23 protein-coding genes are annotated in these 25102 nt (G+C 40.8%); 20 read left to right on the top strand and 3 right to left on the bottom strand.

Features of this window, described 5'->3' with window-relative positions:
- Positions 1–31 precede the first annotated feature (31 nt).
- The 6 genes from AOX59_RS03340 (at position 32) to AOX59_RS20650 (ending at position 6213) form a co-directional block, all read left to right on the top strand.
- Positions 32–1177: a M24 family metallopeptidase gene (locus AOX59_RS03340; protein WP_068441819.1), complete on the top strand. Its 1146-nt coding sequence runs from the start codon at positions 32–34 to the stop codon at positions 1175–1177.
- Between the two features lie 125 nt (positions 1178–1302).
- Positions 1303–2832, top strand: coding sequence for a BCCT family transporter (locus tag AOX59_RS03345; RefSeq protein ID WP_068441822.1), 1530 nt, complete (start codon positions 1303–1305; stop codon positions 2830–2832).
- A 25-nt stretch (positions 2833–2857) separates the two neighbouring features.
- Positions 2858–3556: a TetR/AcrR family transcriptional regulator gene (locus AOX59_RS03350; protein WP_068441825.1), complete on the top strand. Its 699-nt coding sequence runs from the start codon at positions 2858–2860 to the stop codon at positions 3554–3556.
- 45 nt (positions 3557–3601) lie between these two features.
- Entirely contained in the window at positions 3602–5650 is a 2049-nt protein-coding gene (locus AOX59_RS03355; protein ID WP_068441828.1) for a CocE/NonD family hydrolase, read from the top strand.
- 179 nt (positions 5651–5829) lie between these two features.
- The gene (sda, locus tag AOX59_RS19105) at positions 5830–5976 is read left to right on the top strand and encodes a sporulation histidine kinase inhibitor Sda (protein ID WP_082684109.1); all 147 of its coding nucleotides are present in this window, start codon (positions 5830–5832) and stop codon (positions 5974–5976) included.
- Between the two features lie 156 nt (positions 5977–6132).
- Positions 6133–6213, top strand: a complete 81-nt coding sequence (locus AOX59_RS20650) for a putative holin-like toxin (RefSeq protein ID WP_418000779.1) — start codon at positions 6133–6135, stop codon at positions 6211–6213.
- Positions 6214–6482: 269 nt separating this feature from the next.
- On the opposite strand, the gene AOX59_RS19500 is transcribed toward AOX59_RS20650, so the two are convergent.
- Complete coding sequence (locus AOX59_RS19500) at positions 6483–6599, bottom strand: FbpB family small basic protein (RefSeq protein WP_156418628.1); 117 nt, start codon at positions 6597–6599, stop codon at positions 6483–6485.
- Positions 6600–7239: 640 nt separating this feature from the next.
- On the opposite strand from AOX59_RS19500, the gene AOX59_RS03360 reads away from it, so the two are divergent.
- The 7 genes from AOX59_RS03360 (at position 7240) to AOX59_RS03395 (ending at position 13517) form a co-directional block, all read left to right on the top strand.
- The gene (locus AOX59_RS03360) at positions 7240–8523 is read left to right on the top strand and encodes a RecT family recombinase (protein WP_068441831.1); all 1284 of its coding nucleotides are present in this window, start codon (positions 7240–7242) and stop codon (positions 8521–8523) included.
- Complete coding sequence (locus tag AOX59_RS03365; protein ID WP_068441834.1) at positions 8523–9287, top strand: hypothetical protein; 765 nt, start codon at positions 8523–8525, stop codon at positions 9285–9287. Before AOX59_RS03360 ends, AOX59_RS03365 begins: the two co-directional genes overlap by 1 nt.
- Before the next feature lie 58 nt (positions 9288–9345).
- Complete coding sequence (locus AOX59_RS03370; RefSeq protein ID WP_068441837.1) at positions 9346–9786, top strand: single-stranded DNA-binding protein; 441 nt, start codon at positions 9346–9348, stop codon at positions 9784–9786.
- 83 nt (positions 9787–9869) lie between these two features.
- Positions 9870–10586: a RecB family exonuclease gene (locus AOX59_RS03375; protein ID WP_068441840.1), complete on the top strand. Its 717-nt coding sequence runs from the start codon at positions 9870–9872 to the stop codon at positions 10584–10586.
- Positions 10587–10776: 190 nt separating this feature from the next.
- Positions 10777–11250: a GNAT family N-acetyltransferase gene (locus tag AOX59_RS03380; RefSeq protein ID WP_068441843.1), complete on the top strand. Its 474-nt coding sequence runs from the start codon at positions 10777–10779 to the stop codon at positions 11248–11250.
- Positions 11251–11327: 77 nt separating this feature from the next.
- Positions 11328–12191, top strand: a complete 864-nt coding sequence (locus tag AOX59_RS03385) for an alpha/beta hydrolase (RefSeq protein WP_068441846.1) — start codon at positions 11328–11330, stop codon at positions 12189–12191.
- Between the two features lie 519 nt (positions 12192–12710).
- Entirely contained in the window at positions 12711–13517 is an 807-nt protein-coding gene (locus AOX59_RS03395) for a hypothetical protein (RefSeq protein ID WP_068441849.1), read from the top strand.
- 476 nt (positions 13518–13993) lie between these two features.
- Here AOX59_RS03395 and AOX59_RS03400 read toward each other — a convergent pair whose 3' ends face one another.
- Together AOX59_RS03400 and AOX59_RS03405 are read right to left on the bottom strand one after the other, a co-directional pair.
- Positions 13994–14200 (bottom strand): alpha/beta-type small acid-soluble spore protein, encoded by a 207-nt coding sequence (locus tag AOX59_RS03400; RefSeq protein ID WP_068441852.1) that lies wholly within the window; start codon positions 14198–14200, stop codon positions 13994–13996.
- A gap of 991 nt (positions 14201–15191) precedes the next feature.
- Positions 15192–15572, bottom strand: a complete 381-nt coding sequence (locus AOX59_RS03405; protein WP_218917912.1) for a MerR family transcriptional regulator — start codon at positions 15570–15572, stop codon at positions 15192–15194.
- Between the two features lie 857 nt (positions 15573–16429).
- Here AOX59_RS03405 and AOX59_RS03410 point away from each other — a divergent pair.
- The 7 genes from AOX59_RS03410 to AOX59_RS03440 all read left to right on the top strand — a co-directional run bounded on the left by AOX59_RS03410 (position 16430) and on the right by AOX59_RS03440 (position 25001).
- Positions 16430–17485 (top strand): TRAP transporter substrate-binding protein, encoded by a 1056-nt coding sequence (locus tag AOX59_RS03410; protein ID WP_169792854.1) that lies wholly within the window; start codon positions 16430–16432, stop codon positions 17483–17485.
- Between the two features lie 95 nt (positions 17486–17580).
- A complete protein-coding gene (locus AOX59_RS03415) occupies positions 17581–18057 on the top strand; it encodes a TRAP transporter small permease (protein ID WP_237049367.1) in 477 nt (158 codons plus the stop codon).
- Between the two features lie 14 nt (positions 18058–18071).
- Positions 18072–19349, top strand: a complete 1278-nt coding sequence (locus tag AOX59_RS03420) for a TRAP transporter large permease (protein WP_068441861.1) — start codon at positions 18072–18074, stop codon at positions 19347–19349.
- A gap of 313 nt (positions 19350–19662) precedes the next feature.
- The gene (locus AOX59_RS03425; RefSeq protein WP_068441864.1) at positions 19663–21252 is read left to right on the top strand and encodes a PucR family transcriptional regulator; all 1590 of its coding nucleotides are present in this window, start codon (positions 19663–19665) and stop codon (positions 21250–21252) included.
- Positions 21253–21582: 330 nt separating this feature from the next.
- Positions 21583–22371 (top strand): dihydroorotate dehydrogenase electron transfer subunit, encoded by a 789-nt coding sequence (locus AOX59_RS03430; protein WP_068441865.1) that lies wholly within the window; start codon positions 21583–21585, stop codon positions 22369–22371.
- On the top strand, positions 22368–23291 hold the full coding sequence (locus tag AOX59_RS03435; protein WP_068441868.1) for a dihydroorotate dehydrogenase: 924 nt from the start codon (positions 22368–22370) through the stop codon (positions 23289–23291). Before AOX59_RS03430 ends, AOX59_RS03435 begins: the two co-directional genes overlap by 4 nt.
- 474 nt (positions 23292–23765) lie before the next feature.
- Positions 23766–25001 (top strand): Zn-dependent hydrolase, encoded by a 1236-nt coding sequence (locus AOX59_RS03440; RefSeq protein ID WP_068441871.1) that lies wholly within the window; start codon positions 23766–23768, stop codon positions 24999–25001.
- Positions 25002–25102 lie beyond the last annotated feature (101 nt).

Raw genomic sequence — 25102 nt, forward strand, 5'->3', positions numbered from 1 at the left:
GTTCATAAAATCCAATAAGGAGGGCAGGTTGATGACAACATCGAATCGATTGGATCAGCGCTTGGCGCAAATACGTCAGTGTATGGAAGCAAAAGGTATTGATGCAGTATTACTTACAGATCCGAATAACTCATATTATGTCAGTGGATTTCGTGCCATTTCGTACTCTCGTCCGATTGTTTACATCATACAGAGGGATGAAACGGCTTATGTTATCCCGGATTTGGAAAAGGAGCATGCGGAACAAGAAGCGGCCGCAGATGATTTTTTTATCTATCACGAATCAGCACAGTATGCTGAACGGGAGACATCCTTTACTGCTCTTTTGAACACAATTTTGGAGGATAGGTTGAAAGGCTGTGTCATTGGTTTGGAAATGGATTTGACCTCAGCTTCTTTGTACCAGCTTGTAAAGGATATGGGGCATCCAATCAAAGACATCGGCGAGGATTTGATTGCGATGCGTGCTGTTAAGGATGATGATGAATTGTATTGGATTGAACAGGCGGGCCGATTATCCGATATTGCTCTTGAGGCATCGTTCGCTCATTTAAATAGCGGCATGAGTGAGTTGGAGTTTGACGCATATGGCGATCGGAAATTGCTGCAGACTGTTTCCGAAGAGTTTCCGAATATCATTGCAGGGTTTGAAAATTGGACGTGTTCGGGTGTTGAACGGAGCTCTCAGCCACACCTCTATTCCAGTACGCGGGTATTTATGGATAATGATGTCGTTGTTCATAGTCGCCAAGTCTGGATTAATCAATACCGGGCTGAAAATGAACGCACATTTTTATTGGGCGAACCAACAGATCAGCAGAAACACTATTTACAGCTTGCAATCGATGCCCAAAAGGCGGCTATGAAAACGGTGCGCCCCGGTGTCAAAGCTAAAGATGTGGATATGGCCGCATTCCGTGTATTTGAACAAGCTGGCATGAGTGATTATATCCAGCACCGGACAGGACATGGTCTGGGGCTTTCGGAACATGAAGAACCTTATCTTCGCTTTGATAATGATTTAGTGCTTCAAGAAGGAATGGTATACACCATCGAACCTGGTATTTATGTGCCTGGTACCGGAGGGTTTCGGCATTCCGATACAGTTATCGTAACGAAGGATGGATCTAGGCGTGTTACGTATTTTCCCGGTGAATTGGAAGACATGCTGTTTTAACGTGCTCGGCAAGAAGTCCCCTTCAAAATCTTCGATTTAGGTGGAGAGGTTCACATTTTGTTCACTACATTTATTCAGGAATGTTGTAGAGAAGAATGTATATTATAAGGAGGAATGTAATTGTCATGAACCAATCAAGAATTGAAAAGACTGTTTTCTGGCCATCATTGATTTTCGTCGTTTTTGCAACATTACTGCTCGTTATTTTTCGTGATACGGTGGGGCCAATTGTTTCGGAAATGATGACAGGGCTGACTTATCGCTTGGACTGGGCATTTGAGTTTCTGACTATAGGTTTATTTATCATTCTTATTTGGCTGATGGTCGGCCGTTATGGACGGGTGAAACTGGGCAATCCTGAAGATAAGCCGGAATTTTCCCGTTTTAGCTGGGGCGGCATGCTGTTCTGTGCCAGTATGGGGACCAGCATTATGTTCTGGTCAATTGTTGAACCACTCTATTATTATACCGGCCCGCCGTTTGGTTTTGAAGCCGAATCGACAGAGGCTGCCGAATATGCAGTCAGCTATGGCCTGTTCCACTGGGGAATCTCAGCATGGGCCCTTTATGCGCTCCCAGCTGTGGTCATGGCTTACAGTTTTTTTGTCCGAAAAAATCATTCATTGAAAATCAGTGCAGCCTGCCAGGGTGTGCTGGGTAAGCATGCAGATGGTTTTCTTGGGAAAGCAATCGACGTGCTGGTCATTTGGAGTATGATTGGCGGGCTCGGAACATCTCTGGGTCTGGGTGTGCCAATGGTGGCAGCGGTAGTAGGTAATCTGTTGGGCATTGAGCCTTCAACATGGTTGAATATAGCGATCATTATCGTCTGGACGTTTATTTTCAGTTCCAGTGCATATCTTGGACTTTATAAAGGAATCAGGAAATTGAGTGACTGGAACGTCTACATGGCACTTGGTCTTGCTTTATTTGTGATTATTGTCGGACCGACTCTGTTTATTTTATCGTATTTCACCAACAGTATGGGGCTAATGCTTGATAATTTTATGCGCATGAGCTTGAATACGGATCCGATTAGCCAGGGAGGGTTCCCTCAGGCATGGACAGTTTTTTACTGGGCTTGGTTTGCGGCTACCGCGCCGTTCATTGGCATTTTTGTTGCGCGGATTTCTCGTGGCAGAAGCATTCGTGAGCTTGTTTCAAATGTTCTGCTTTGGGGGTCACTGGGAAGCTGGCTGTACTTTGGGGTATTCGGTGGTTATGCGATGAATCTTGATTTAACAGGAAAATTGGATTTGACAAATGTCCTTAGTGAACAGGGTGAGACGGCCGTTATTGTTGAAGTTCTAAATTCATTGCCGCTTTCGGCCCTTGCTTCAGTATTTTTTGTCATTCTTGGCTTTGTCTTTCTGGCAACATCACTGGATTCAGCCAGTTATGTGATTGCCAGTGTGGCAACAAAGGAACTCGGTATTAAATCTGAACCGGCCAGATGGCATCGGTTGATGTGGGGAATTCTATTATCAGCGCTGGCAATCAGCTTGACAGTCGCCGGCGGCCTGAATGTTGTTCAGACTTCTTCTGTGTTTGTATCGGTACCAGTGCTGATTATGTATGTATTGATGGCCGCCTCACTGATTAAATGGCTCAACAAAGATGAGCATATACACACTTATGTCAAAAGTAAAAAGTAAACTCGTTTGCTGAGAGGAGATAATCATGAGCACCACTCGGAAGGACATTCAACGAGCGCGTATGTGGCGTTATTTTATAGAAGCCGCTGTAGACGTGATAGAAAACGAAGGAATACGGAATGTTACGATACGTAAGATAGCCGGCCATGCCGGTTTTACCAGTTCAACAGCCTATAATTATTTCAGGGATTTATCACATTTGAAATTCTTTGCCTCTATGCGCTTCACCGCTGATTATATTGAAGATCTCCCTGCATATATGAATAAGGGAACCAACACCATCGAAAAATGGCTGTATGCGTGGAAATGCTTCTGTATTCATTCGTTTGAGCAGCCGGAAATTTATTCGGTCATTTTCATGGAAGATCTTGGGTCGACTCCGGAAGAATTTCTTGACGAATACTATCGGATTTACAAAGAGGACCTGATCGGGCTGCCTGAGGCTATCAAACCTCTCGTTATGGAGCATAGTTTTGCAAAACGCAGTGCCACGTATATCCAGAGTGCAGTGGATGAAGGAATGCTTGCACAAAAAGATGTTAACTTTGCTGCCGATATCACATTGATGATTTGGAAAGGCATGATCAATACTGTGTTGAACAAGCGGCGGGACTTTTCTAAAGAGGAAGCAAGTGAAAAAACGTTGCTTTATGTCTATGAGAGTGTAATCCATTTAATCCCGCCGGAAAAACAATCCGAAATACATGTGGACCTTAAATTGTAATAGACGGCTGTCAGGGTCAAAACGAAGATAGAAAGGCTGAATGGAATGGTTTTTAATATACGGGATAACGACAATAGACGTGTGAAAACAGACTATCCAAGATCAATTGAAAAATGGAAACATGTGTGGATTCCGATGTCTGACGGTGCCAAATTGGCAGCGACCATCTGGATTCCTGAAGATGCACATGATAACCCGGTTCCGGCGCTGCTTGAATATCTGCCATATCGAAAGAATGATTTTACGGCCATCCGGGATTCGGCACGGCATCCATATTTTGCCGGTCATGGCTATGCCAGCATTAGGGTGGATATCAGAGGAACTGGTGATTCTGATGGTGTGTTGCTCGATGAATATTTGAAACAGGAGCAGGATGATTGTCTTGAAGTGCTTGACTGGATTCAAGAGCAGCCGTGGAGTACCGGTTCTGTCGGCATGTTCGGAAAATCCTGGGGTGGTTTCAACAGCCTGCAAGTCGCTGCAAGAAAGCATCCGGCTTTAAAAACGATTATTACACTTTGTTCGACGGATGACCGGTATGCCGATGATGTCCATTACCGTGGCGGTAATATCATGGGGCAAGACATGCTCTGGTGGGCGTCAACGATGTTTGCGTATAATGCCCGCCCGCAAGATCCGACTGTTGTCGGTGACAACTGGAAAACAAATTGGCTGGATCGCTTGAATACACGGCCTTTCGTTGAGTCATGGCTGAGTCATCAGCGGCGCGATGATTATTGGAAACACGGTTCGGTATCTGAAGAATACACGGATGTGGACATACCGGTATTTGCAGTCAGCGGCTGGCAGGACGGCTATACAGATGCAGTGTTCCGGATGCTGGAGAATTTGCCGAATGCCAAAGGACTGATTGGCCCATGGGCGCATGAATTTCCGGAAGTGGCGATTCCGGAACCGGCTATTGGATTTTTGCAGGAATGCTTACGCTGGTGGGACCAATGGCTGAAAGGCATCGATACCGGCATTAAGGAGGAACCACAGCTTCTGAGCTGGATTCAGGACAGCGAGCTGCCGGAAGTGACATATGAACAGCGGCCGGGCAAATGGGTTGCTGATCAGACATGGCCGTCAACCAATGTGACAAATCAATCATTCTGGTTGTCTGATGGAAAACTTGTGCAGCATGTAACAGATGAAGAAAAAACGGTGATCTCAGGTATGCAGGAACACGGCTATTACGCCGGTGTATTCTGCCCGTTTGGCCAGCCTGGAGATTTGCCTGCTGATCAGCGTCTTGAAAATGGCAAATCGGTTATTTTCACGTCTGATCCACTTGGAGAAACGATTGAGCTTTTGGGCAAGCCTGTGTTCCACGCGGATTTGTCGACCGATCAGGAAAATGCGATTCTTGCCGTCAGATTGTGCGATAAAGCCCCAACCGGTGAGTCAACGTTGATTAGCTGGGGCATGCTGAATCTCACTCATCGTGACTCGCATGAATTTCCTGAACCACTCGAGCCGGGCAAACGATATAATGTAGAAATTGGCTTGGATGTGCTGGGACAGCAAATTCCAGCCGGTCATTGTCTGGAAGTGTCGGTCGCACCAACGTATTGGCCGCAGGCATGGCCTTCGCCAAAACCTGTAACACTGTCGCTTTATAGCGGTGCTGAAACGCATCTCGATTTGCCGGTTCGAACACCGCAAAGGAAGGATGCATCATGGCAAGAGCATTTTGAACGTCCGGAGATTTCTGAAATTATGGAGAGGGAAATTATCCGAGAAGAAGAACGCACAAGGGATCTCATTCATGATACAATCAATGATGCCTGGACATTGTATGATTACTCTGATGAAGGGCAACGCCGCCTGCCGGAAAATGGTATGGAATATGGCAGCATCAATAAAAACACCTATACTATTAAGGGGAACGATCCGCTCTCGGCAAAGGCTACCTGTGAATGGGATTTGACAGTAGGACGCGGCGCGTGGCAGACAAGGCTCAAAACATACAGTGAAATGACCAGTGACGAGGAAACATTTTATCTAACCAATACGATGACCGCCTTCGAAAATGAGGAAGAAATTTTTAATAAAACATGGCAAAAAAATATACCACGCGATCATGTCTAGCAGGAAGGAAGCCCGGGGCAATCATGTCCCGGGCTTTAAGAATGCAAGGATGTCAGACACTTAAGTATGAGTACCTGTTATCACCTAAATGATGTCATATTATGTTGAATAAAATTATTGTAGAGAAGTTGCTGGCTTAAATAGAGTCGGTGGCTTTTTTTATTGAACAGGAGGCTGCCATGAAACATGCGTCAGATGAATTGTTAATCCATGCTTATCAAAAAGCGTTGCATTTAAATGTAGACCGAAATTTTATTGGGCTTTTAAAGGAAGAATTAATGAGGCGTAATCTGTTGGATCAGATAGAAGAGGACAATAGCTGTTAAGAAGGAAATGAACAAATAACACTAACATTTAAAAATGAGAAAATATGTTCTGTTATAAGAGAAAAATGTTTGTTACAATAGAACTTGTACAATAAGGCCTTCATGGGTGGTGGCTCACACCCCTTTGCACGTTTTTTGGGAAAGGGGGTGATGCCGATGACAGTATTCGAAACACTTTTTTTGATGATTTCCTTCGGAACATTAATCATAGCCATACTGTCAAACCAGAAAAAATAACCACCCATAGGCCTGGCAAGCATAATGGGTAGTTAGTTTTTCAAAAACCTGTAATGTGAGCCGCCCCCTTGAAGGGCTGTTGTGCGTGACCGTTAGTGTATTTGCACTAGCGGTCACTTTATTTTATGGGAGACATTCTATTTTTATTATACCCGAATTTCGCTGTCATGAAAACCGGTAAGTACATAATATTCTCCCTTGCTGATAACGATACCATGAACAATATTAAAACTCTTAAGCAGGTTTAATCCTGCTCAAGGTTTAAAAAATTAGTTTGCATATTTTTCATCGAGTTTTTGCTCAATTGCCTTCAATGCTTCCTCGTCATTGAGCAAAGCCTCTTTGATTTGGTCAGTAAGTTCTTCAAGACTGTTCTGTTTGCGCATAACTTCTCACATCCTTTATCATACTATTTCTAATTATATTATAGTACAAAAAACTTTTGCAAAACGATTAAATTATAACAAATATGTGAAAATTCATTGTAGTTCCGCAGAACAAAGACTGGAACAATTCGAAAATCGTTAAAATTAAATAAGGTGAAATGTTCAATCATAAAAAAACCGGTATCTTTTGACATGTTCATAATATTCTGTTATAATGCAAATATAATTTATAAGTGTATTTGTCACCTGTCTCGGTGAAAGTCGTCCTATCCTCGATTGAGAGGAAGATTCGACACAAAGTTTTTCATGTTCGAATGGTCCGGTTATTTTGTATTTAAGGAAAGGTTGAACAGCAGTAGGCAATTGCCTGCGTAACATATTATATGTGTACGAAAACTCAAGGAATTAAAAGCAGTGTATTGTAGAAGCAATGCGCTTTTTTACTGCTTATAAAAGCCAGTTTATCTCATATTGATGAGGTGAACTGGCTTTTTTTATATATAAAAACATTATATGAGAGGAGTGATAACATGACTTAAATTTTTGGGTCATCAGTCACTGTGAAGAGCCGATGTTTTTTCTGTTCAACAGAAGTCATCGGTTGTTAATTTAAAAAAATTTTTAAAGGAGATGTTCAGAAATGGAAAAAGCAATTCAATTCTCAAACAGTGAAAAATCCCTGATCTGGAAACGATTTATCGAACCAGCCAAAGGTACACAGGAAGAAGCAGAGCATTTCCTGGAAGTCTGTGAGAACTTTGGGTTGAACCCGTTATTGGGCGACATTGTCTTTCAGCGCTATGAAACCAAACGCGGTGCCAAAACCCAATTCATCACAACACGGGACGGACTTCTCCGTGTCGCTACCAGTCAGCCGGGTTATGTCGGACCGCCCAACGCCAATGTGGTGAAGGAAGGCGATCATTTTGAGTTTCTGCCTTCTGAAGGAACGGTCAGGCATAAATTCGGGACAAAACGCGGACAGATTCTGGGGGCTTATGCGATTATGCAGCATAAAAAGCATAACCCAGTGGCCGTCTTTGTCGACTTTGAGGAATATTTTCTGGCCAACAGCGGCAGGCAAAATTCCCGGTACGGCAATCCCAACGTGTGGGATACGCTGCCAAGCGCCATGATTATCAAGATTGCCGAAACCTTTGTGCTGCGCCGGCAATTTCCATTGGGCGGTTTATATACGCAGGAAGAAATGGGGCTGGATGACAATCTGCAAACAGAGGATGCAAAGGAAACAGCTTCACCGGATAAACAGCATTCAGCACAAACCAAACCGGCTGCGAAAGAACCTGAAAAAGAAGTGTCCCAACCGGGGGACGACGTCATCCATCAGGAAATGGTCGTCAAATCGTATGACATCAAAACAAGTTCATCAAAGAAACAATATGGTGTTCTGTCGGTTCAGAGCAAAACGTCCAATCAAGCCGTTCAAGTATTGATTCGGGATAAATCATTAATGAAATCCCTGCAGCATGTATCGGCCGGGGAAATTTTAAACCTGGAACTCTATGAAGAAAATAGTTTCTACTTCCTGAAAGATTACGCTGAAAGGGCTTCAGTCGATAATCAACAAAAGGATGAAAAAGAAGAGAACCAAAAAGGCGAATCATCAAAAGAGACTGACGGGCCTGCAAAGGCACCTCAAGAAAATGAGCAAAGCGAAGCAGGTTATCCTTATGAGGTCATGATCCAAAATGTGAAATTTGGTGAGAAGGCTTCTGAAAAGTTTGCCAAAATCACTGGTGTGATCGATGGACAGACCCAATTGATGCTTGCGCGCGGTGAACAAGCCGTTCAGAAAGCGGATGGTTTGGAACAAGGCGATAATGTCACTCTTTCCTTGAAAAAGGAAAACGGCTTTCTTTTTCTCGTTGATCTCGTTGAAGAAACGCAGCAACGAGCGGGGTGATGATCTTGTTACCGGGTATTCTGGATGTTGCGCAACAATATGATTTGACGTTTCATGCCAAATCGTATGGGAAGAAGGAAACATTGTGTAAATGCCCTTTTTGTCATGAGGACACCAAAAAACCCAAGAAGCACTATCTCTCGTTAAATACGGACGACAACGTCTATAAGTGCTGGTATTGCAAGGAATCAGGTGGCGTGCTGGACTTTGAAGCAAAGTTGAGCGGTAAACCTTATAACGCCGTTAAGGAGCAGTACTTTGGTCAAGCAAAGACAACACTCCATCCAGCTTATAAACTGAATCCGTACCAGCTGAAACGCATTGGTTGGCAGGACTATAAACGAAAATCGTTTAATGGGTTTCTACAAAAACGGGAGGAAGTGATCAAAGACTGGAAGCAATATGTCCATGATGAACTGGTGACGCATTATGCGTTATTTCTGTGTATCGCGCATCTGGAAAATCAGGATGAGCGGAGGCAGGAATTGATGACCTGGTTCATACGGAAATGCTGGGATTCACCGATTCCCGCAATGTATGACCAAATTCAAGATGAGTTCTTAAAACGCAGCGAGGCATTAAAGAGTTGGGCGTTAGAAGGAACAGAATTGGGTCGCAGTGCATGGCGCGTCTGTTTGAAAACCATGGACCTTGATCTGGACGCATTGTTTCTCAATATCCTGTTTTTAAAATTTCTGGCCCAAATTGATGATAAAAAAAGACACAATCCAAAACAGGAAAGTGTCACAGAAAAAGTTATATAACGTGGTTAAGGATACCAAGATTCATTCCAAAATTCAAATGTGAAGGAGCGTATTTAAAATGAACAATGTACAAATGATTGGTCGTATGACAAAAGATGTGGAGCTGAAATACACACAGAATGGCAATGCCGTGGCAACCTTTACGTTGGCGGTAAACCGTCCGTTCAGGAATCATCAAGGCAATCAGGATGCGGACTTTATTCGCTGCCAGATATGGCGCAAACCTGCCGAGAACACAGCACAATACTGCGGGAAAGGTTCTCAGGTTGGTGTCACAGGCCGCATCCAGACGCGTTCCTTTGAGGGGCAGGATGGCAAGACGGTCTTTATGACGGAAGTGGTAGCCGATAACGTTGAATTTCTTGATACACGTAACCAGAACGGTCAAGGAAATCAGCAACACGGTTATCAACCAAACAACCAAAACAAGCAGCAAAATAATCCGTATCAGGGCCAGGGTGTACCGGTCGATGTCAACGATGAAGACCTGCCATTTTAAAAAGGTGAAAGCAAACAAAAGGGAGATTGGATAAGATCCATCTTCCTTTTTCTTTTAAATATATGTCGAAAGGAGGTAACCCCATGATTTTTTCGTTTTCACGATTAAAATTGTATAAACAGTGTCCGTTTCGGTTCTACAACAAATATATTCTTGGCAAAGACGAGCCAATGACTCAACCACTGGCGCTCGGAAAGGCTGTTCACCAAGCCATTGATGATAAGATAAATGGTCTGTCACATGAAGAAGCCGTTTTAAATGGCTATGCTGTAGCCGAATTCCATGATGAGCTGAAACAACATGAAATTTCTGAGTTGGTGGATCGAGCACCCATCCAGCCACATATGGGCGAAACGGAGATGTATTTCAAACTGCCATTAGCGGATGAAACCATTGCGCCTGAAATACAGGGCTACATTGATTTGTATTCGCCTGATGGCGTCATAACAGACTGGAAAACAAACCGTATTTCTTATGACGTAACGGAAAATAAGCAACTGGCGTTATATGCTTGGGCAATCAGCCAAATAAAAAATTTAGAAACGGTGGAAGGTGTATTATACTTTCTTCGCTATCAGAAGGAAAGCAGTCGTGCTTTTACTGTAGACGGTATGGAAACAGCAAGGCTATGGGCACTGGAAGTGGCTGGTGAGATTAACAAAAAGTTAGAACTCTTAGACATACTCCCACACGAATATAAAAAATTGTTTCCAGCCAAACCCTCACGTGTATGCAGACACTGTCCTTTTGCAAAGGAGTGTATAAAAATCAATCATATAGCAACACCGCTCGGAGTATAATCTGAGCGGTATTGACTTTTAGGTTACTATTACATAATTGAAAGTGTTATAATCTTCAACAATCGGGCCATTTTGTTGAACAAGGAAATGAATTGGTACTAAGCATATCAAGGTGGTTTTACACGATAAAATATATTGCTTAGGGAACGTACGTTTGCTAGAATAAAGTAAACGACAGAGGGTGAGTTTAATGAGCAATTTAGTGCTTCGGAATGTGGATGAGGATGACCTTCCTATTTTTTTTAAGCATCAACGGGACAGTGAGGCAAACCAAATGGCCGCCTTTACAAGTAAGGACCCTAATGATTGGAATAGCTTCGCTGAACACTGGAACAAAATACTTACGAATAAGAATATTATTAAGCAAACTATCATTGTTGAGAACACCGTAGTTGGCCATATTGTACACTTCGAGCAGTCCGGAAAACCAGAAGTAACCTATTGGATTGGAAAGGAATACTGGGGTAAGGGAATCGCAACCAACGCTTTACAAGAATTTCTAAAACAGGTTTCAATTCGTCCACTTTATGCTCGCGCTGCAAAAGACAATACTGGATCCATAAAGGTTTTAAAAAGATGTGGGTTCATGATTTCGGGTGAAGATAGCGGGTATGCAAACGCGCGTGGTAGGGATGTTGAAGAGTTTATTCTCACCCTTAACTAAAGAAATTCAAACTATAGTGTTTATTGTGTTTATTCCTTTATAGGGCGCGATTATTGGATAGGGATGGAGGGATGGAGATGAAAAGCAATATTTTGTATGATTATTATGCAGAAATCATAGGTGAAGGAGAAAAGCTCATCTTCCTTCCGGCGGCAGGGTTTTCCGGAAATGAAGGACTCAATGTAGCTAGGTATCTCCAAGATGATTTTGAAACACATATGGTGGATCTCCCCGGTTTAGGTCAGGGAATGGGGATACAGGGACGGATCACCTCTCTAAAAATGGCGAACTGGCTAAAGGAATACTTGGATCAAAAAAATATTGATAAGGCGTCATTCATTGGACATTCTCTGGGAGGGGGTGTTTTGCTAGCATTTGCAAATCATTATCCTGAAAAAATAAAAAGTCTTGTTTTGCTAGATCAGGGACACAAGCCTATGCCCAGAATCCCGAAATCGGAATTTGGCGCATTTGCCTATTCTTTTCCCGTATTGAATGTTATGGCAACATTATTTGGGCATTCTTTCCTGAAGCTGTTAAGACCATTGTTTGAAGATCCGGATTCAGAAGATGAGGATCTTGATAAAAGTGTGAAGCAGTTTTGCGATATGGTTTCCATTGACGAAAGTCCATACGTGAGAAAAGCCATCAAAGGGGCAGTGGATATTTCGACAGAAGGATTAAATCTTATATTTGGTTATTATAATCTCAATCTTCCAAAGCTGCTTAAGCAGATTAAGGTACCTACATATCTGGCATATGCCACATTCACAGGAGTTAATGAAAGAGAACGCGAGAACACTTATAAATATATCAAAAAACTGGAACTACTGGATGGATTGCCAATCACCTACCGTCCTGTGGAAAGCGGCCATTATGTTCACTGGAGTGATCCGACCCTCTTAGCAGATTTAAAAGTGTATTTAAAACAAGCATCTTAAGCAAACGGGCGCTTATCAGGAATAAAAATGCGTTCGTTATTCGTTCATTGAGACAAATTGCGTAATGAAATCCAAAGAAGGTGAACATTTATGATATGGTTGATTTTATTAATATTAATTCTTGGCATCTTTCTTGTCATCAAAAGTAAAACAAGAGGTTATAAGATTCTTGGCTATGTTTTAATAAGTTGCATATTAATTTTTACAGTAATTGTTATTTCAAATATGGGCGTGAAAACAGATGAAAACATTACTGAGGAACCATCAATAAATTCAGATAACTAAGTACATTTTTACTGATATATTCAGGGAGGGTTTGATCCTTTTTACACTATACTACAAACGGGTGCAAGAACGGAATAAGACTTGTGTCCACTTTTGCTTTGCTTTAAAGAGCCATATTGCAGAATAGTTAACGAAGTTTGGGAAGGAACGAAAAATTTGCTAAAGATACAGCTGAAAAAGTAGGAGATTTTGTTGGTGGACTGTTTAGCTAATAAACGATGGAGGTGTTAGTTCTTGCTTAAAAAAAGTGATGTTCCAAATATTGTTGCCGAAGCTCTTTCGCCATATGAGAAAGAAAAAAAAGAATCAACATTTTTGCCACTGAGGGTGTATTATAAAGGCCAATACTATTTTTTCTTTACAGTAACACCTCCTATTGAATATGTGGTTATTAGGGAAGATGGAATAGTTCCTTTTTATGATGATGCAAAAGTAATCACTCTTACAGCTAATGGATTTGATACCATGAATAAAAATTTGAATTCTATTGGTAAGGAATGGTTGAATTCTTCAGCAAAAATGCTCTTTTACAATTTAATAGACACCTTGGAGAGGCTAAAACAAAAGCTGGTATCAAGTATGCCAGATGATGTTTATCAGTCTCTGAACTCCTTTATAGAGATGGCTAAGCGTGGAATTCACGAACAGGAAATAATTGAAGAAACGGTAAAAGAAGGATTGAATTATACAGAAAGCGTTTATAAAAAAGGAATATTAACAAAAGAGGATGCAGACTATCTTGAGCAAAATAAAGATGAGACAATGAGGGCTATGAGTCGTAAAAATCTGATTCAAATGGAGACTTATGAGGAAAGAAAAAAAGTTATTTCTTTTATTTGGAAAAAAATATGGACTAAACCCTACCTTTTGTTTGATTTACTCTTGTTATTAAGATATCAAATCAATCTACGTTCAAATAAAGATCGTAAGGCGGCAGAGGCACGGAAGTTAATAAACAGAATTGAAGAAGGCAAACCTTCAGCTGAACATGAGGAAACGAAAAATAATATTTTACAAAGTATCCTGAACCCAAAAACTTAAAGGAGAATATATCAATGAAAGCAGTCAAAAGCGCACTATTTTTGTACAAAGAAAACTTTAAAGTACATTCTCGTTATCAGCGTGACTATTGTATTTCCTATTTTGATTCGTAATACATTTGTTGTTATGTTCAATGGTCTATCGGTAGGATTGGAAGAACCGAAATGGGATTTTGATAATATAAATACCGGAAGACGATTCTACTGCAGTACTGTTCCATAATACGATCGGGCGCGAGAATGGAATATGAACCTCATTCCTTTTTGATCTTTCTTTAAAGCAAAGTGGAGGGGTTAATCCTCCACTTGTTGACTAAATAATGACCCAATACTAAACAGCTTTTGTTCTATTCATCTTACGTAAGTAATCACGTCTTTGTATCATTCAGTTACCCAGTTTCATTTTGAACATTACAGTTCCAGAAAAGGGCGCCCTAGAAGGATAGCCCTTTTGTCCATAATTATACAGTTGTTACGTTACCGCGGCATGTTACCGCCAAATTGTTGTTCAGCTGTGTTAACAAGACGTTTTGTGATTTCCCCACCTACAGATCCGTTGGCACGGGAAGTAGTATCAGCACCAAGTTGTACACCAAACTCCTGCGCAATCTCAGTCTTCATTTGGTTTAAAGCTTGTTCTGCACCAGGGACTACCAGTTGATTTGAACTGTTGTTGCTTGGCATATTCAGTCACCTCCTTGGGTACCCTTATGTTTCGTACTGAAGCGTGATTTTAAAACTGGTAGTTGTTGTAAATTCCTGATTAAAAGGTGCTTAATAACGCATCGAAGTTCTTCGTTAACTTGCGTTTATAAAGTCTGTGAACAATAGCGCAAGTGCCCGTTCAACGACGTACGGACTGCGCATCGCGGCGATTTTAGCCGGTTTGCACCACTGGCCGCAGTAGATAAAGGAAACACGGCGACCATCGGGAGTCGGTGTTGACTTATCGGAAGGTAAGGGAAGTCTCGCAACTTTAACGCTGGAGGCACCTTATCTCGCTAATAAAATTGTATCGCAAAATTTTATACTTTCAAGAAAGGTTAGAGCTGCTGAAACGAAAATGATTAGAATTAGAGGGGAAGAGGTATAAAAAATAATATACTGCTTAACTCGGGCACTTAACTTGAATAGGGCTAGCGCCCGTTTAACCATCTTTACATATTTTAGCCATTTTATTATAATATTTTCTCGATAGGAATGAAAAAACCGGGCAGCTTTTTGCCCGGTTTTCTAAGGAGATTAAGTGAGGTATACGTGTTTTTGCTCAATTACATCTAGGATATCATGCGCAACGACAATGTTCGGATGTTTGACCCCCAGTTCTTTCAGATCATAAAAGTTGGTAATGTCGACAACACTGCAATTTTTTTAATTGATATCGCAATACCTTTCCTTTCAGTAGTTTTCTTCTCTCATAAATTCGATGACACTCCTGGTTTAGCATTTTTCGTATCCGGCTGAACCATGGCGATTCCACCATTTGTTCACTTTATATCAGATGCAAAGGCTTTGCTTGTTTGAATGAATCAGTACACTTTTCCTTTTTTATTTGACTTTCCTTTATTTTGGTAATTTCCTGTTTTAATGTTTGAATCTCTCGTTTTAAATCTTTTATTTCTTTTGCTTGTTTTTCCGTATGTTCGATTCGCTTGTTTTGTCTGTCCTGCTTTTCCTAGATGTTTTTTAACCATTTTTCTTGATTAGCTACATTAGATACAGTCATGCCGATGGTCTGCATCACGGATAAAATATTTTCTTTGTAATTACCACTTTCTAATGTTGTTTGCACATCTTTTATCGAACTGTCGACTGTGATCGGAAAACTTCTATTTGTCAACATTTCCATAATCTGTGGCTTGTCATAGTTTTGGTCTTTACATTGTTTGGTGAATTTCAGTACTTCAATCGCTTCAGGATGATAATACGTTTCATCCTGCTGGTCTGCTTTCGGGATATAAACATTAAAATCCTTGATCCAATTTGCTGCGGTATTTTCTGAGATGCCAACAATATGGCACAAACCGTTGATACCTAACAATTCCAATGTTTTCACCGTCTTTCTGTTTTGTTCTCGTTTGCCTATATTCCATCTTATTTCCGATCATATCCTCATGATAAAATATAAAAATGGTATACGTATGTGATAAATGTGGCAAGGGTGAGTGAAAATATTTCAAATAAATATATGTAGGATCGACTGACGTGCGCACAAAAACGGTCATACTGTTTGCCATGTAACAACTAAAAAGATGTTCTACTGCTTTTAAAGGTTTGTAACTGGATTCACTTATATAATCATTCCTGAATGCAAGCGTTTCTTCTATTATTCAACCGCGGCCAAGTGATTCTTTTTCAGCCATTAATAAAAAAGTAATACCTATCAATTGGTCTTTAAGAGATGAATTAGGTCAAGGGAGAAGGAAATAATGCTTTTCCCGTTTTTTTTATGATTCGAGTGATTCAATTTCAAGTATTTACCAAACGGGCGCGCGACAAGTTCTGCTATAAGCGCTTTAAAGCGTGAACATGCGGGGAACTTTAATGTAAATTCCAACTTTACAACGGAGGACGGGTTCTTTGCATCAGATTGAAGCTATTCAACAATCTACACCTATTTCCGTTTTTGATTGCTAAGATATTACCTGAAAAGCTGTCAGTTAAAACATCAATATATTCCTTCCTAAATGCATTGTCGAAAAAGACAATATTCAAAGGTTTTTTTTGGCTAAGACACTTGTTTTGTTCTTGATAAATATGTTATAGAATTTAAGTAATTAAATAAAATATTAAGCGCTTTCAAAATAAGTGAGGTGATGTCCCAGGATAGGGTAGGCATTTAGATTAATTGACTTGTTGTCTTATAAACTATTGGTAGCGTTTAAAAGTCAATTTAAGAAGGAGTTTTGGGACATGAAGAAATACATTATTTCTATATCTTTAATGATCATTTTTTTATTATTAATGACTGCATGCGGGGGGGCTGATGGAGCTTCCGGTGACAATGACGAGAAACAGTCAAACAACGGTGAGTATCCCGAGATGACAATTAAGTTCAGTCATAACCAGCCTCTTACAAGTCCAGAACACACAGGGGCTAAAAAGTTTAAAAAAGTAGTTGAGGATAAATCAAATGGAAATATTACGGTAGAGATTTATGGTGAATCTCAGCTTGGAAGTCTCAGAGAACAGGTTGAGTCTACGCAGATAGGCGAAATAGACATTACCATGCAGCCACCAGCTGCTGTCACGCCATTCGTTGACGATATAAAGATTGTAGACCTGCCATATCTATGGCCAACGGATGCGGAAAAGATGTATAGTGTCATGGATGGCAAGGCGGGTAAAGCTTTGCTTGATACGTTGGGAAATGGAGGATTTAAAGGTTTAGGATTCTGGCCTGGAGGATATAAACTTTTCACTACCAAAGATACTGAAATCCATTCCCCCGAAGATTTAGAAGGTTTAAAAATGAGAACAATGGCATCTCCGGTTTTAATTAATCAGTATGAGCATTGGGGAGGTAACGCAATCCCTGTTCCTTATGGAGAAGTTTATAACTCACTTCAGCAAGGCATAGTTGACGGCCAGGAAAATCCATTGCAAACAATATATTCACAGAAATATTATGAAGTACAGAATCATGTAATTGAAAGTAAACACGGTCCAATGTCATATTTACTAATGACCAACCAGTCCTGGTTTAAAGGCTTGGATGACAACGTACAGTCACTTATAGTTGATGCTGAAAAGAAAGGCAGAACTGCAGCCCGTGAAGCAATTAAAGAAAAAGAAGATGAATTCAGGGAAAACATTAAGGATTCCGGTGTAAATTACTATGAACTTACTGATGAAGAAATAGAGAAGTTCAAAGAAAAGTCAAAACCATATTGGGAAAAAGCGCTTGATACGTCCAAACAAATGGAACTTCTTGACAAAGTGAAAAAAGCAGTTCAAAACGTGGAATGATTCTATATTAAATAAGCAAGTGTTTTGTTAAATCAAACCCTATCTTCAGAAAATAATATTATAGATTCGACTTCATTTTATAAAGGATGAGATTAATGAAGATTTTACACAAGATTGAGGAACACTTTGTAGGCATAGGTATGATTGCTGCAACAGGGATCCTTTTTATGAATATCATTTTGCGTAATTTATTTTCAGCCAGCACAACCTGGGCCGAGGAGTTTATCCGGTATGCTTTTATCTGGATCACATTCATTGGGTTAAGTATCTGTTTTCGAAAAGGCATACACTTCGGTGTGGATTTGCTGATGAATAGTTTGAAAGCAAAGGAAAAAAAGATAATATTACAAGCTTTTGTTAATGTTGCATCTCTTGTGTTTATGCTTTTTTTACTCAAATTTGGCTTGGATATTGTATTCTTTTCAATGGAAACAGGTCAAATTACGCCGGCACTGCAAATCAAAATTTACTGGATATACTTAGCTATTCCGACAGGAGCCGTATTATCGATAATTCATATAGTCATTAATATGTGGCAACTATTTAAAAACAAAGAAATAAGCTACGACTAGAGAGAGGGTTGTATATGATTGGTGCGCTTGTAATTTTACTTCTGTTGTTCTTGATAACAGGAATTCCCATTTTCGTTTCACTCGGATTGTCCTCATTTTTGGCTGTAATGTTTTTAAGTGATTCTCACATGATGGTATTAATCCAGCGTCTTTTTGCAGGGATTGACACATTTTCTCTTATGGCCCTGCCACTTTTTATTCTTGCTGCTAATATCATGGATCGTGGCGGATTGTCCGATAGATTATTGCGTTTTGCCCGAGCGCTGGTGGGTCATTTATCTGGTGGTATAGCGCTCACGACTCAAGTCTCAAGCATGTTTTTCGGAGCTTTATCCGGGTCCAGTCCAGCTACAGTTGTTGCAATTGGTAAAATTATGTATCCGGAATTGCTGCGGGGAGGTTACTCCAAATCTTTTTCAGGCAGTCTTTTAGCATCGGCAGGAGCTGTGTCTTTGGTTATACCTCCAAGTATTACATTAATAATATTTGGAACGGTAACGGGAGTTTCTATTAGCAGCTTATTTATTGCAGGAAGTGTAGCTGGTGTTGTTTTAGGATTGTCATCAATCATTTATATCTATTACTACGCTAAAAAGAATAATTTGCAAAAAGATAAAAAAGCTTCGTGGTCAGAACTTTTAATAAGTTTTGTCAAAGCATGGTGGTCTTTGCTCGTTCCAGTTATTATTTTAGGTGGTATTTATTCTGGCATATTCAGTCCGACTGAAGCTGCAGGCATATCAGCAGTATATGCTCTTGTGATTGGTTTTTTCATTTACCGCGAACTAGATCTTAAGAAAATCTACCAAATTTGCGTGGATTCCGGTATTACATCAGCTCAAATATTGGTTTTGGTTGCGTCAGCACAGGTCCTGGGATGGGTATTAACAAATGAAAGAGTTCCACAGATGATTGCTCAGTTTATTGCAGAAAACATCACAACAGGCATTCTATTCTTGCTGATTCTGAATGCTATCCTGCTGCTTTTAGGAATGTTCATGGATGGTGTGGCAGCCATAATTGTGACTGCTCCGCTTATTTATCCTGCAGCTATGAATTTAGGTATTGATCCTGTGCATTTGGGTGTTATCATGATTGCTAACCTTGCAATCGGGATGTATACACCACCATTTGGCATAAATATTTTTGTGGGACAATCAGTTACAGACACTAGTACTAAAGAAATGATACCAGGCATACTGAGGTTTTTGGCTTGTAATATTGCTGCCCTGTTGCTGATCACCTATATACCTGAAATATCGTTGTTCTTAGTTGATATTTTGAACAGTTAACAATGATTGAATCCAGCTTTTCTCTCACCAATGTATGGGTAAAATTGATATTTTCATCGAGTTCCTGATTAACAGTCACCTGCAGCTGAAAAAAGTGTGCCACCCCCTTTAGACAATTTAATAATTGAACTTAAATGTTATTCACGGTAAAATATAGATAAGAGAGGAACCCTTATCTGTTGGTTTTTGTTTTGTACTTTAACTACAACAGAAATTGGGTTCTTTTTTCATTCAAGTTTCTTGAGAAACTGACTATGAGTTGAAGAAGATAATGAAAAGCACTGATTTATGAGTAACATAAAGGAGCAGAATAATGGGACTTACACTTAGGAATGTAATGAAATTGGGCAAGTTTAATGAATGTGAAGTGATTGCCGGACATAAAGGTTTAAGCAGAGTTGTTGAGCGAGTTACGATTATGGAAGTTCCGGAGATTGTGCAATGGCTGAAAAATAAAGAATTGATATTGACATCACTTTTTGCCATAAAGGATGACTATGGTGCACAAAGCAAACTGATCCAGGAGTTATATGCGGCTGATGCGAGTGCCCTGGCCATCAAACCTTTCCAATTTATGGACAAGATTCCTGATGCTATTATTGATCATGCAAATGAGTTGGATTTCCCGATCATTTTTATTCCTGATCATGTGAAATACTTGGATATTCTTTACCCGGTTATGCACCAGATCTTTAACGACAAAGTGGTTTTACAGGAAGATGTAGAACATGCTTCTACGATCTTGCGTGAAATTTCTTTAAATAACCAGGGGGTGGATGTGTTTGCAGAAAATCTTGAGTATCTGATTAAAAATGACATTACGATTGAAAGCGAGTTTCCTTATATCAGATCTACAATATCAGAAACGAAGGTAACCCCATTAAGCAATGATGAAATTTATGAACTATCTGTGCTTCAGAGACCATTGCAAATCAATCGTGAATATGACGATAAAACCGTTGCTTGCATTGTTTCGCCTATCATTGTGGACGGTGATTACTATGGCAATATTACAAGCTGGAGCATAAATAATGAACATTTGTCTAGTGATCTAGTTATTTTAGAAGAGGCTTCCACCTTACTATCATTGGAATTTTTAAAATTAAAGGTGAAACATGACGTTGCTCAGCAATATGAGAATGATTTTATGCGGGAATTGCTTTTCAGCCAGAACATAAGAGAAAGATCGATTCTTGAGTGGGGTGAAAAGTATAATATCACTAAGGACACGTCTTATATATGTATGCTGTTCAGTGCCGGTTTTACTGATTCCCAGAACAAGGATTATGAAAAGCTGAAAGACGATAAAATCAATGCCATCGTTAAAAAAATGCTGCCAGACGCTCTTGCAGGTTATATCAGGAATGGTATATGTGTCATTACACCTGCCAGCGGCGATAATAATCTGAACCATGTCTTTCAGGAACTTTATGACCGAATCCAGCAATTTATTGGATCAGACTATACATTATTTCTGGGTGTTGGCAGACAAGAGACAGGCCCTCAAGGCATTCAAAAAAGTTTTCAGCAGGCGGATCAGGCTTTATACCTGCTTGAGACGATTAATCATTCAAGTGGGATGATCTATTATGATGACTTAGGCGTCTATCGGCTGATTAATTTGCTGCGGGACAGCAAAGAATTGCGCGATTTCTATAATGAAAAGATGGCCGGCCTGCTGAACAATGATAAAAAGAATGAGTTATTCCATACCATTCGCACGTATTTTCATCATAATGAAATATTAAAAACCACAGCTGAGTCTCTATATATTCATGTCAACACATTAAAATATCGTTTGAAAAAGATAGAAGAGATAACGGGATGTGACCTTAAAACCACAGAGGGCAAGATGAATCTCTTTTTGAGCCTGAAAATTCACGATATCATGACGCGTGAATAAAACGGGTTGTCTTCCCACTGCCGCCACCACATGCATGAAAGCGGCCTCTCAACAGGCCGTCAGCGCCTCCGTCCCCGTTCTACAACTGCTTCTCCCACCTAACATTACGCATGAATCGTTGCGCGGCTATTATCGATATCGATAACGGATAGCCGTTTTTTTCATCCTTATACCTAAAGACCATCATACTTATAACGCTTATAATAGTTATTAAGATATACATTGGATAAGAGGAAGACGTATCGGATATGAACAAATCCATTCATTTTCATAAAAATAAAGTCAGATTACACTGCTTTATTAAAGACTAATTGTGAAAGGGGATTCATTATGAAGGCAACATCCAATCTGAAAGTTTTATCAAATAAACAGCTGAGCCGGCGCTATTGGCATATGGCCATGGATTCGTCGTCAATTGATGAAAAAATCGAGCCGGGGCAGTTTTTTAACATTCAATCTGCTGATAACGGTTCTTATACACCGCTGTTAAGACGTCCGTTCAGTACATTTCGCATTAACGAGAATAGTCTAGAGTTTCTTTATAAAGTGGAGGGTCCGGGTACAGCTAAACTGAGCGAATATACACCTGGTGACTATATCAATTTGCTGGGCCCACAGGGGGTTCCGTTCTCAATTAAAGAAGGAACTGACAAGATTCTTTTGCTTGGTAGAGGCGTTGGAATCGCCACGCTCGCCGCCCTTGCTCAAAAGGCATTTAATCAGGGGATTCAGGTATACGCTGTTTTAAGTGCACGCTCACACGATGATTTGCTGGCTGCTGAGGCTTTAAAGGACTATTGCACGGAAGTTGTTCATGTGACAGAGGAAGAGCAGACGAGTGGTGTTGATAATGTACGTGAAATTATGAATAACCTGATAACATTCTATCAAATTGATGCAGCTTACACATGTGGATCAAGAAGATTATCAGTACTGCTGCAAAACATTATAAAAGAAAGAAATATTGATGGCGAAGTTGCGCTGGAAGAGTATATGGCATGCGGGGTTGGGGTTTGCTACTCCTGTGTATGCGACGTGGTTCGGAATAATACTGTTTACTCCGTTAAATCGTGTGAAGAAGGACCTGTTTTTCCTATAGATGAGGTGGTGTTTGCATGACGAAAACAGATGTGAATCTTGCAGTGGATATTGGTGGATTAACGATTTCAAACCCTATTATGCCTGCCTCAGGTGCTTTCGGCAAGGGCATGGAAGAATTTCTCGACTTTAATCTCATTGGAGCAGTTGTTCCCAAAAGCATTACGAAATATCCGCAAAAAGGAAACAAAAACCCCAGAGCTTGTGAAACGTTTGGCGGCATGATTAATTCAATCGGTATTCAAAGTGACGGTATCGACAAATATCTTAATCATACAGTTCCTTATTACCAGCAATATGATGTCCCATTAATCTCAAGCATTTCCGCTGAGTCGGTTGAAGAATTTGAAGAGATGTCTGAAATGATTGCGGGAAGTCCTGATGTGGCAGCGCTTGAACTTAACATCTCCTGCCCGAATCTGGAAAATAACGGTGAGGCTTTCGGGATGGATGAAGATATCACCTACGAGGTTGTTCATAAAGTGAGACAAATTACGGACAAACCGATCCTTGTCAAGCTGACCCCCAACGTAACAAACATTCAAAAAATTGCCCTGGCTGCCGAGCGGGGGGGTGCTGATTCATTAGTCGTGGCTAACACGCTGCTTGCGATGGCGATTGACATTCATTCTCAGCAACCCAAAGTAGGCAATGTTATGGGCGGATTATCCGGACCTGCCATCAAACCGGTGATTGTTAGACAGATTTTTCAAGTCAGGGAAGTATCCAATCTTCCAATTATTGGCTGTGGCGGTATCATGAATGCAGACGATGCGATTGAAATGATACTGGCGGGGGCAACTGCCGTACAGGTCGGGACTGCGAGCTTTGTGAATCCGAGTGTGATGAAGGATATGATAGAAGGCATTCGGGCGTATATGGAACAATATCAATATCAGACCATCTATGAACTGGTTGGCAAAACAATGGATCGAATCTGACAAGGTTTATATCGCTGAATGGCATTGAAACAGTCGCCCCGGAAGCGCGTCAAACGAGCAAATATGTGATGCTAATAATGTTTAGGACTAACATCAAAATCTATGATTGAAATGAAAGAGTGGCTATGGTTTTGAAACGAGATGGCAGAGGAAAAACATGGAGACTCCTGTGGGAATGCGCAGTGGCAGGCTAAGTTCGCGACGTCCTGTCCGGGCGCCTGCACTAGCACGTCTTGTGCGTCGAAAGACCCCGCAGAAAAAGCAATTCTTTTTCGAGGAGGCTGAGCTTAGGGCCCACGGAAAGCGTAATGTTTTTCCAGAGCAATCAATATATCAAAAACATCTGATTTACCGACTATAGATGTTGGTGAACAACCAATAGTCACCCGTGTTTTTTGTCCATTCAGCCATATAAAAATGAATTATATCTATAATAAGCTGAAATAAAGTGCGGAGATAAAGGGGGTATTGACATTGAATATTAAGCGCTTGCAGGAATCTCTGGAAAAACTTAATGAATATACAGATGGTGGTCCCGGCATCAATCGATTGGCCTATACAAATACAGAAAAACAAGCCAAGGAATACTTGAAGGGGCTGTTCGAACAAGAAGGTTTAATGGTCAAAATGGACGCTGTGGGTAATATTATTGCCAGACGAGAAGGTGCCAACCCTGACTTGTCGTCTGTCGCTATTGGCTCTCATATTGACAGTGTTTATGAAGCTGGCAGGTTCGATGGTACCGTCGGCGTGATGACGGGATTGGAACTGATTCGCAGTATGAATGAACAGTCTATTACAACTGAACATCCTGTAGAAGTAATCTCGTTTGCTTCTGAGGAGTCGTCCAGATTCGGCATGGCGACCATGGGAAGTAAAGCCATGGCCGGGCTGTTAAATCCAGAAGACATCAGTGATTTAACAGATAAGGATGACATCTCATTAAAGGATGCGTTTCGTGAACATTCTCTGGATATAGACAAAATGCATGAGGCCCGCCGCAGCAGCCGTGAGTTTAAATCATTTCTGGAACTTCATATTGAACAGGGGCCTGTCCTGGAAAATGAGGACAAACAAATCGGCATTGTTACCGGTATTGCGGGCCCGACGAGGTTCACTTTACAGATATCGGGTCAGGCATCCCATTCAGGAACAACGCCCATGGGCTACCGCCACGACGCTTTACTTGGTGCTTCAGAAGTAGCGCTCGCTCTGGAATCTATTGCGCATTCTGAAGCATCCAATGATACAGTCGCCACGATCGGCGTGTGCGAGGTAAAGCCCGGTGGTATGAATATCGTTCCCGGGGAAGTTGATCTAAAAGTAGACATTCGCGGAACGTCCGCTGCATCCAGGGAAAAGGTTGTCACGTATCTGTTTAATACAATTAAAAGTGTTGAAAGAAGCCGTCAGTTAACCATTACGTCTAGTAAGCTTGCAGACGAACCATCTGTTGACATGTCCGAGGATACTATAGCATCACTGCAAGAAATTTGTGACAGCAATGATTATGCTTATCGATTAATGCCAAGCGGCGCAGGCCATGATGCGATGAATATGGCGCGTTTGTGTCCGGCTGGTCTGGTATTCATTCCATCTAAAAATGGCGTGAGTCACAATCCTGAAGAATTCACGTCGTGGGAACAAATTGAAACTGGGATTAATTTAATGGAAAGTCAAGTATTAAAAAGTGCCAAAATCGTTGAATGACAACAGGGAAAGTGCCCCTGAAACTGCAGTATAAAGCTGAATCATATACTGCCAAAATGTGTCACAATCAATGGACTGATTTTTAAGAAATACAGATTAAA

This window comes from Lentibacillus amyloliquefaciens (assembly GCF_001307805.1).
Lineage (GTDB): Bacteria > Bacillota > Bacilli > Bacillales > Amphibacillaceae > Lentibacillus > Lentibacillus amyloliquefaciens.

Coding starts and splice junctions, on each gene's coding strand:
- AOX59_RS03370 (WP_068441837.1), top strand. CDS start 9,346: ATGAACAATGTACAAATGATTGGTCGTATGACAAAAGATGTGGAGCTG.
- AOX59_RS03345 (WP_068441822.1), top strand. CDS start 1,303: ATGAACCAATCAAGAATTGAAAAGACTGTTTTCTGGCCATCATTGATT.
- AOX59_RS03435 (WP_068441868.1), top strand. CDS start 22,368: ATGACGAAAACAGATGTGAATCTTGCAGTGGATATTGGTGGATTAACG.
- AOX59_RS03410 (WP_169792854.1), top strand. CDS start 16,430: ATGAAGAAATACATTATTTCTATATCTTTAATGATCATTTTTTTATTA.
- sda (WP_082684109.1), top strand. CDS start 5,830: ATGAAACATGCGTCAGATGAATTGTTAATCCATGCTTATCAAAAAGCG.
- AOX59_RS03380 (WP_068441843.1), top strand. CDS start 10,777: ATGAGCAATTTAGTGCTTCGGAATGTGGATGAGGATGACCTTCCTATT.
- AOX59_RS03355 (WP_068441828.1), top strand. CDS start 3,602: ATGGTTTTTAATATACGGGATAACGACAATAGACGTGTGAAAACAGAC.
- AOX59_RS03430 (WP_068441865.1), top strand. CDS start 21,583: ATGAAGGCAACATCCAATCTGAAAGTTTTATCAAATAAACAGCTGAGC.
- AOX59_RS03375 (WP_068441840.1), top strand. CDS start 9,870: ATGATTTTTTCGTTTTCACGATTAAAATTGTATAAACAGTGTCCGTTT.
- AOX59_RS03425 (WP_068441864.1), top strand. CDS start 19,663: ATGGGACTTACACTTAGGAATGTAATGAAATTGGGCAAGTTTAATGAA.
- AOX59_RS03385 (WP_068441846.1), top strand. CDS start 11,328: ATGAAAAGCAATATTTTGTATGATTATTATGCAGAAATCATAGGTGAA.
- AOX59_RS03420 (WP_068441861.1), top strand. CDS start 18,072: ATGATTGGTGCGCTTGTAATTTTACTTCTGTTGTTCTTGATAACAGGA.
- AOX59_RS20650 (WP_418000779.1), top strand. CDS start 6,133: ATGACAGTATTCGAAACACTTTTTTTGATGATTTCCTTCGGAACATTA.
- AOX59_RS03340 (WP_068441819.1), top strand. CDS start 32: ATGACAACATCGAATCGATTGGATCAGCGCTTGGCGCAAATACGTCAG.
- AOX59_RS03360 (WP_068441831.1), top strand. CDS start 7,240: ATGGAAAAAGCAATTCAATTCTCAAACAGTGAAAAATCCCTGATCTGG.
- AOX59_RS03400 (WP_068441852.1), bottom strand. CDS start 14,200: ATGCCAAGCAACAACAGTTCAAATCAACTGGTAGTCCCTGGTGCAGAA.
- AOX59_RS03415 (WP_237049367.1), top strand. CDS start 17,581: ATGAAGATTTTACACAAGATTGAGGAACACTTTGTAGGCATAGGTATG.
- AOX59_RS03350 (WP_068441825.1), top strand. CDS start 2,858: ATGAGCACCACTCGGAAGGACATTCAACGAGCGCGTATGTGGCGTTAT.
- AOX59_RS03365 (WP_068441834.1), top strand. CDS start 8,523: ATGATCTTGTTACCGGGTATTCTGGATGTTGCGCAACAATATGATTTG.
- AOX59_RS19500 (WP_156418628.1), bottom strand. CDS start 6,599: ATGCGCAAACAGAACAGTCTTGAAGAACTTACTGACCAAATCAAAGAG.